Raw genomic sequence first — 6323 nt, forward strand, 5'->3', positions numbered from 1 at the left:
GCATGCCGAAGCCCGCGGCACCGAAGCCATAGGACCAGCCATAGGTCTCACCGAGATAACCGCAGAGCAACGAACCGAGGAACGCGCCGAGGTTAATCCCCATGTAGAAGATGGTATAGGCGCCGTCGCGGCGCACGTCGGTGCGCGGGTAAAGCTGGCCGACGATCACCGAGATGTTCGCCTTCAGGAAGCCCGAACCGACGATGATGAAAGCGAGCGCGAGCCAGAAAATGCTGAGGCTGGCCGGGTCTTGCCCGCCATCGCCCTCGAACCCCATGATAAAATGGCCGAATGTCAGCAGGATGGCGCCGTAAGTGACCGCCTTTCGCTGCCCCAGCCAGCGGTCGGCCAGATAGCCGCCGAGCACCGGCGTGATGTAAACGAGCGCGGTGTAGGCACCATAGATGACACCCGATTCCCCGTCCGAAAACAGCCAATGCTTGGTCAGGTAGAAAATGAGCAGGGCGCGCATCCCATAATAGGAAAAACGCTCCCACATTTCGGCGAAAAACAGGACAAAAAGGCCCTTCGGGTGGCCGAGAAACGTCCCGGCTGCATCCCCGTGCTGGGCATAGGCTTTGGTCATGGCGACCCTTCCCTGGATATGGTTATAGGCCCCTGAAACGAGGCAGATGGCCGTAACACTAGCGTCAAAATTGCGTATGGGAAGAATCTAATTGCGCGTGAAACTGCATCGCGCGGGCCAAAAACTGTTGCGAACCATTCGCAACACTTGCGCAACCCGCCGCGAACCGCCACATGGCGCGCATGTTCAACGATAGCAGCTCCCTCCTCGCCCACCTCGCCACCCGCCGGTCGGGCAAGCCGCGCGACATGGCCGCCCCCGGCCCCGACGCCGCCGCGCTTCGCGACATCATCGCGCTGGCGCTGCGCACGCCGGACCATGGCAAGCTGGCGCCGTGGCGCATCGTCACCGTCGCGGGCGACCAGCGCGAAGCCTTTGCGGCGTTGCTCAAACGCGCATGGGTCGCGGACAATCCGGGCGCCGCCGGCATGGACCTGTCGGCGCTCGATCAGTTCGCGCATCAGGCGCCGACCCTGGTCGTGCTCCTTTCCACCCCCGTCGCGGGCGCAAAAATTCCGGTGTGGGAGCAACAGATGTCGGCGGGCGCGGTGGGCATGAACCTGCTCCACGCCGCGCACGCCCACGGCTTCGTCGCCAGCTGGCTGACCGGCTGGGCGGCGTTCAATCCGCAAGTCGCCGCCGCGTTCGGCGCGCGCGACGGCGATCAGATTGTGGGCTATTTCTTCCTCGGCACGGCGTCGCGCGACCTCGACGAACGTCCGCGCCCCGAATATGACGAGGTTGTTCGCGCCTGGGAAATTTAGTTTCATCTGGCGAACTGAATTTGTAATTATCCGCATTTGACTGTGCTGCTGTCTTATGGCATTAAGGCGGCATGCTCGATCAGTCCAAACCCGTGTATCAGCGCCTGCGCGACGTCATCGCCAATGCCATCCTCGACGGCCAGTTTCGCGATGGCGACATGTTGCCGTCGGTGCGGTCGCTCGCCGCGGAGGAAGGGGCCAACCCGCTGACCGTCGCCAAGGCGTACCAGACTTTTCAGGACGAAGGGTTGGTCACGGTCAAACGCGGCGTGGGCATGTTCGTCGCCGCGGGCGCGACCGAACGGCTCCGCGACCTGATGCGCGCCGATTTCCTTGCCAATGTCTGGCCGCCCGTCGCGCAGCAGATGCGCCGCATCGGACTGGACGCCCGGACGCTGCTGGATTTGACCGAAGCGTAAAACCGCCCGTCAGCTTTGGGGTGGGAAGCGGCATGGCCGTATTTAGTTGCCATGGCGCCATAGCGGACATTGACCGAACTTTTTCCGCCCGCGATAAGAAGGAATGTTCGAAGAAAAGCCAACCGCGCGCGCTGACCTGACCGCCGGAACGCTCTATGCGATCACGGGTAACGATGGCTGGATTTACTACGGTCAAGTCACGCCGGAAAAGTGCGTCGGTTTCTTCCGACGGCGCGACCGCCAGCTAGCGGAGGCAACTGACGCTCTCGCTGCCCCTGTCATGTCTGTGATTACCGTAGGCTATCCATCCATCACGCGCGCCTTGAGAGGCGGGAGATGGAAGAAGCTAGGACGGTTTACCGTCGTGAGTGAACTTGTCGCCCCACGCCCCTCAGTCCAGTGGCCTACGGGAACACTGGATGTCTCCGTCTGGCTCGGCGACAGGTCGGACCACGATACGAGAGTGGAGGACCCAGCGATCCAAAACATGGAACTGATGGCGGTTTGGGATGCTGAGGAACATATTCCTGCGCGACTAACCGCTGATTTTGGAGCGGAGAAAGCCGAATGGCACGTAGGCGGGCCGATATGGCGTGAACGTCGCGTCAAAGAGGAGATGGCAGCGCGCTCTGCGGACCAACCTTGGCACCAATTGCCGCCTGATTGGGTGCCGACAACCGTCCGCTAATAGGCGCGACCTCGCTGACGTTGGATGTCCGCCCTTGGTCGTTTTCAGACCTTCGTCATCCCGGACTTGATCCGGGATCCACTGCGGCGCTGAAGTCGTGGACCCCGGATCAAGTCCGGGGTGACGAGGATGGATAGGTCCACAATCGGTCGAAACCCGTCATCCCCGGCCTATCGCCCGATCTGCGCCGCCTTGTCGCGCAGGTCGGCCGCCGCCTGGCCGTTGCCGCGCCGTTCCAGCAGGTCGGCGTAGAATAGCATGATCCCCGCATTCAGCGGTTGCAGACGGTAAGCGCGATCGATCAGCGGCAGCGCGCGGGCGTCGTCGCCCTTCGCCGCCCACGCCCGCGCCAGTTCGCGCAGGACCACCGCATCGCGATTGCCGATCCGCCCGCGCACGCGATCGAAATGGGCGATCGCTTCGTCCCAATGCTCGATATCCATCGCCAGATGTCCGGCCAGCCGGTCGGCGGCGATGCTCGACGGCTGGCTGTCGCGCAGCGCAAGGATCGCCGCGCCCGATCCCGCGATATCGCCGGCGCGATACAGCGCATTGGCAAGCCGCAATGTCGTCCGTTCGCCCGCATCGAGCGCGCGCGCCGCGCGATAGGCCTGGACCGCAACATCAAATTGCCCCCCGGCGAGCGCCGCGTCGCCGAGCAGGATATGCGCGTCGGCGACCCCGCGGTTCGCATCGCGCAGCAGCACCGCGCGCGCGGCGGCGCGGACGCTGTTGCCGCCGGACAGGTCTGCCGCAATCGCCGGGATCGCTGCCGCGGGGTTCAGCGGTTCGGCATCGGCCGCCATCGTCAGCAGCCCATAATCATTGTTGGCAGCAAACGGCACCGCTTCGCCGCGCGCCAGCGTCGCAGCACGGCCCAGATAGTCCGCCGATTCGATCCGCCGCCCCAGTTCGGACGCCACCCGCGCCGCCAGCAACAGCGACCAGCTGTCGGCATCGGGACGCGACACGATGGGCGCCAGCGCCTCGGCCGCGCCATCGGTGTCGCCGCCCGCCCAGCTCGCGGCGGCCAGAATGCGGCGCGCGGTAAAATTATAGGGCTGCTGCGCGATCAGCCGGTCGGCCCAGCTGGCCGCCACCGCCTCGCCGCCCAGTTCGAGTTCGACGATCGCGCTGAGCAGCATGAAGGAAGGCTGTTCATCAAGCTCGCCGCGTGTGCGTTGCAGCAGGCTGCGCGCGAGCCGGTAATTGCCCGCGCGCGCCGCCAGCACGGCTTGCAGGTAATAAATGCGGGGATCGCGCGGCACGATCGTCGCGGCGTGGCGCAGAGCGACCAGCATGTCGCGATAGCGGCCGAGGTCGCCAAGCGTTGCCGCCTGTTCGATCAGCGCATCGGCATTGTCGGGATCGGCGGCCAGCGCCCGATCATACCAGGTAAGCGAGGCGGTCAGCCCGTCTGCGGTCCGCACCAGATTGGCCTTGAACGCCAGCGCGGCACTGTTCGCCTTGTCGAGTTCGATCGCATAATCGACCGCGTCGCGCGCGCCGAGCGTGTCGGCATTGGCGTCGCGAAAGCGCGCGACGTCGACCCACAGCCCGGCGTTGCGCGGCAGTTCGTGGACCGCGCGGTCATAGGCTTCGCGCGCGGCCCCCAGATCGCCGCCCGCCAGATGCACGTCGCCCGCGACCCACGCCGCTTCGCCGATCATTTCCGGGATGATCGGCCCGCCATCGAGCGTCTGGAGCGCCCGGATGCCCTCCCCCTGCATCGCATAGGCGCGGGCGAGCAGCGGACGAAGCGCAGCGTCCTTCGCGCCCGCGCCCAAGGCGCCTTTAACCGCCGCTTCGGCGCCGACGCCGTCGCCCAGCGCGATCGCGACGCGCGCCAGTTCGACACGCCGCACGATCGATTGCGGGTCGTCGGCGATTGCTTCCTGCAACGCGGCACGGCGCTGTTGGAGCGCGTCGCGCGGCGTGTTCGCGGGTCCGTCGCCGCACGCCCCGAGCAGCAGCGCCGCGATCAGCGGCGCCCCGGTCCAGAAGCGGCGGCGGCCCATTCAGGCGTGCATCCGATATTGCTTCAACAGGTCGTAAAGCGTCGGGCGGCTGATCCCCAGCAGCTTGGCAGCGGCGGAGATATTGCCCTCGCTTTGTGTCATCGCGCGGCGGATCGCGACGCGATCGGCGGCTTCGCGGGCGCTGCGCAGGTTCAACCACGCCTCTTCGCCCTCCGCAATATCGGCCGTCATATCCAGATCCTCGCGCATCACCAGCTTGCCATCGGCCATGATCACGGCGCGCTTGATCCGGTTTTCCAGTTCGCGAACATTGCCCGGCCAGCGCCCTTCGTCGATCGCCTGGAGCGCGTCGGGCGCAAAGCCGCGCACGCCGGGGTTCATTTCGGGCGCATATTGGTGGAGGAAATGCCGTGCGAGAAGCACGGCGTCGCCCGGTCGGTCGGCGAGCGGAGGGATCTTTATCACCATCTCGGCGAGCCGGTAATACAGGTCGTCGCGAAAACTCTGTTCGGCGATCATCGCGTCGAGGTCGCGGTGCGTCGCGCAGACGATCCGCGTATCGACCGCGATCGCCTTGCGCCCGCCGATCCGCTCGATCGTGCGTTCCTGCAGGAATCGCAGCAGCTTGACCTGCAACGGAAGCGGGATGTCGCCGACTTCGTCGAGGAACAGCGTGCCGCCGTGCGCCAGCTCGATCTTGCCCTCGGTCGTTTTCACGGCGCCGGTGAACGCGCCCTTTTCATGCCCGAACAATTCGCTTTCCAGAAGATTTTCGGGGATGGCGGCGCAGTTGATCGCCACGAACGCGCCGTCGCGCCGCGCGCTCGCTTCGTGCAGTCCGCGCGCGAGCAATTCCTTGCCGGTGCCGCTCGCCCCCAACAGCATCACGCTGACATCGAGGTTCGCGACGCGCTCGATCGTGCGCGCGACCTTCTGCATCTCGGGCGCGCCGGAGATCATGCCGCCAAGCACGCGGTTGTCGCCGCTGCCCTCGCTTGCCAGTCGCGCATTTTCGACTTCCAGCTCGCGCACATGAAAGGCGCGCCGGACGATCATTCCCAGTTCGTCGATATCGATCGGCTTCTGGTAGAAATCCCATGCCCCGCTTGCGATCGCGGTCAGCGCGCTGGCGCGTTCGCCATGCCCCGATACGACGATGACCTTGGTATCGGGTTTGATTTCGAGGATCGTCTTGAGCGTCCGGAAGCCCTCACGCGTGCCGTCGGCGTCGGGCGGCAGGCCAAGGTCGAGGGTCACCACATCGGGCTCCTCGGCGCGCAGCAGGTCGATCGCGGCGTCATGGTCGCCCGCGATCAGCACCTGATAATCCTCATAGGCCCATTTAAGCTGCGCTTGCAGTCCGGGGTCGTCCTCGACCACCAGCAATTTGCGGACAGGCGCCCCACTCTCACTCATTTCGATGCCACTTTCATTACGCGCGCCGCGACCTCGGCATCGCCATGCGTATCGGCAAGCGGAAGCCACAGGGTGAAGTCGCTTCCCTTGCCCGGCTCGCTCGCCACCTCGATCGCGCCGCCCATCGCCTGCGCGATCTGCAACGCTTCAAATGCGCCAAGTCCGAAACCCGATTCCTTTGTCGACACAAAGGGTTTGAACAATTCGTCGCGGATGAAGTCGCGCGTCATCCCGGCGCCCTGGTCGATCACGTCGATGCGCACGCGGCCCTGTTCGGCGACCGCGACCACCTGGACCGGCGTGTCGGGGGCCGACGCGTCGATCGCGTTGGCGACCAGATGCTGGACGATCTGGCGGATCGACGCCGCGTCGCCCCATGCCGACAGCCCGGCCTGGCAGCCGACAAAAAGCGAACGCCGGGGCCGCGCCTCGGCGGCGATGTCGTTCAACACGGGCTCGATCAACGTCCGC

General features: G+C 65.5%; 7 protein-coding genes. 3 read left to right on the forward strand and 4 right to left on the reverse strand.

Translation table 11 applies throughout. The annotated features are described in order from the left end of the window. Positions 1-586, reverse strand: a 586-nt coding sequence (locus A3E77_RS11420) for a peptide MFS transporter (RefSeq protein ID WP_458574443.1), incomplete at its 3' end; no start/stop codon positions are given. 182 nt (positions 587-768) lie between these two features. Here A3E77_RS11420 and A3E77_RS11425 point away from each other — a divergent pair. The 3 genes from A3E77_RS11425 (at position 769) to A3E77_RS11435 (ending at position 2457) form a co-directional block, all read left to right on the forward strand. After that, on the forward strand, positions 769-1350 hold the full coding sequence (locus tag A3E77_RS11425; RefSeq protein ID WP_293645978.1) for a nitroreductase family protein: 582 nt from the start codon (positions 769-771) through the stop codon (positions 1348-1350). Positions 1351-1421: 71 nt separating this feature from the next. After that, complete coding sequence (locus tag A3E77_RS11430) at positions 1422-1769, forward strand: GntR family transcriptional regulator (RefSeq protein ID WP_056374231.1); 348 nt, start codon at positions 1422-1424, stop codon at positions 1767-1769. A 103-nt stretch (positions 1770-1872) separates the two neighbouring features. Next, complete coding sequence (locus A3E77_RS11435; RefSeq protein ID WP_293645980.1) at positions 1873-2457, forward strand: hypothetical protein; 585 nt, start codon at positions 1873-1875, stop codon at positions 2455-2457. Positions 2458-2627: 170 nt separating this feature from the next. Here A3E77_RS11435 and A3E77_RS11440 read toward each other — a convergent pair whose 3' ends face one another. The 3 genes from A3E77_RS11440 to A3E77_RS11450 all read right to left on the reverse strand — a co-directional run. Then, on the reverse strand, positions 2628-4475 hold the full coding sequence (locus A3E77_RS11440; protein ID WP_293645982.1) for a tetratricopeptide repeat protein: 1848 nt from the start codon (positions 4473-4475) through the stop codon (positions 2628-2630). Then, complete coding sequence (gene prsR / locus A3E77_RS11445; protein ID WP_293645984.1) at positions 4476-5852, reverse strand: PEP-CTERM-box response regulator transcription factor; 1377 nt, start codon at positions 5850-5852, stop codon at positions 4476-4478. After that, positions 5849-6323 (reverse strand): ATP-binding protein (locus A3E77_RS11450; RefSeq protein ID WP_293645986.1); only part of this gene is annotated, 475 nt, incomplete at its 5' end. The genes A3E77_RS11450 and prsR, both read right to left, overlap by 4 nt.

The organism is Sphingopyxis sp. RIFCSPHIGHO2_12_FULL_65_19 (assembly GCF_001830555.1).
GTDB lineage: Bacteria > Pseudomonadota > Alphaproteobacteria > Sphingomonadales > Sphingomonadaceae > Sphingopyxis.

Bases quoted from the DNA above. Each gene is read 5' to 3' on its own strand.
- A3E77_RS11435 (WP_293645980.1), top strand. From the start codon at position 1,873: ATGTTCGAAGAAAAGCCAACCGCGCGCGCTGACCTGACCGCCGGAACG.
- A3E77_RS11440 (WP_293645982.1), bottom strand. From the start codon at position 4,475: ATGGGCCGCCGCCGCTTCTGGACCGGGGCGCCGCTGATCGCGGCGCTG.
- prsR (WP_293645984.1), bottom strand. From the start codon at position 5,852: ATGAGTGAGAGTGGGGCGCCTGTCCGCAAATTGCTGGTGGTCGAGGAC.
- A3E77_RS11430 (WP_056374231.1), top strand. From the start codon at position 1,422: ATGCTCGATCAGTCCAAACCCGTGTATCAGCGCCTGCGCGACGTCATC.
- A3E77_RS11425 (WP_293645978.1), top strand. From the start codon at position 769: ATGTTCAACGATAGCAGCTCCCTCCTCGCCCACCTCGCCACCCGCCGG.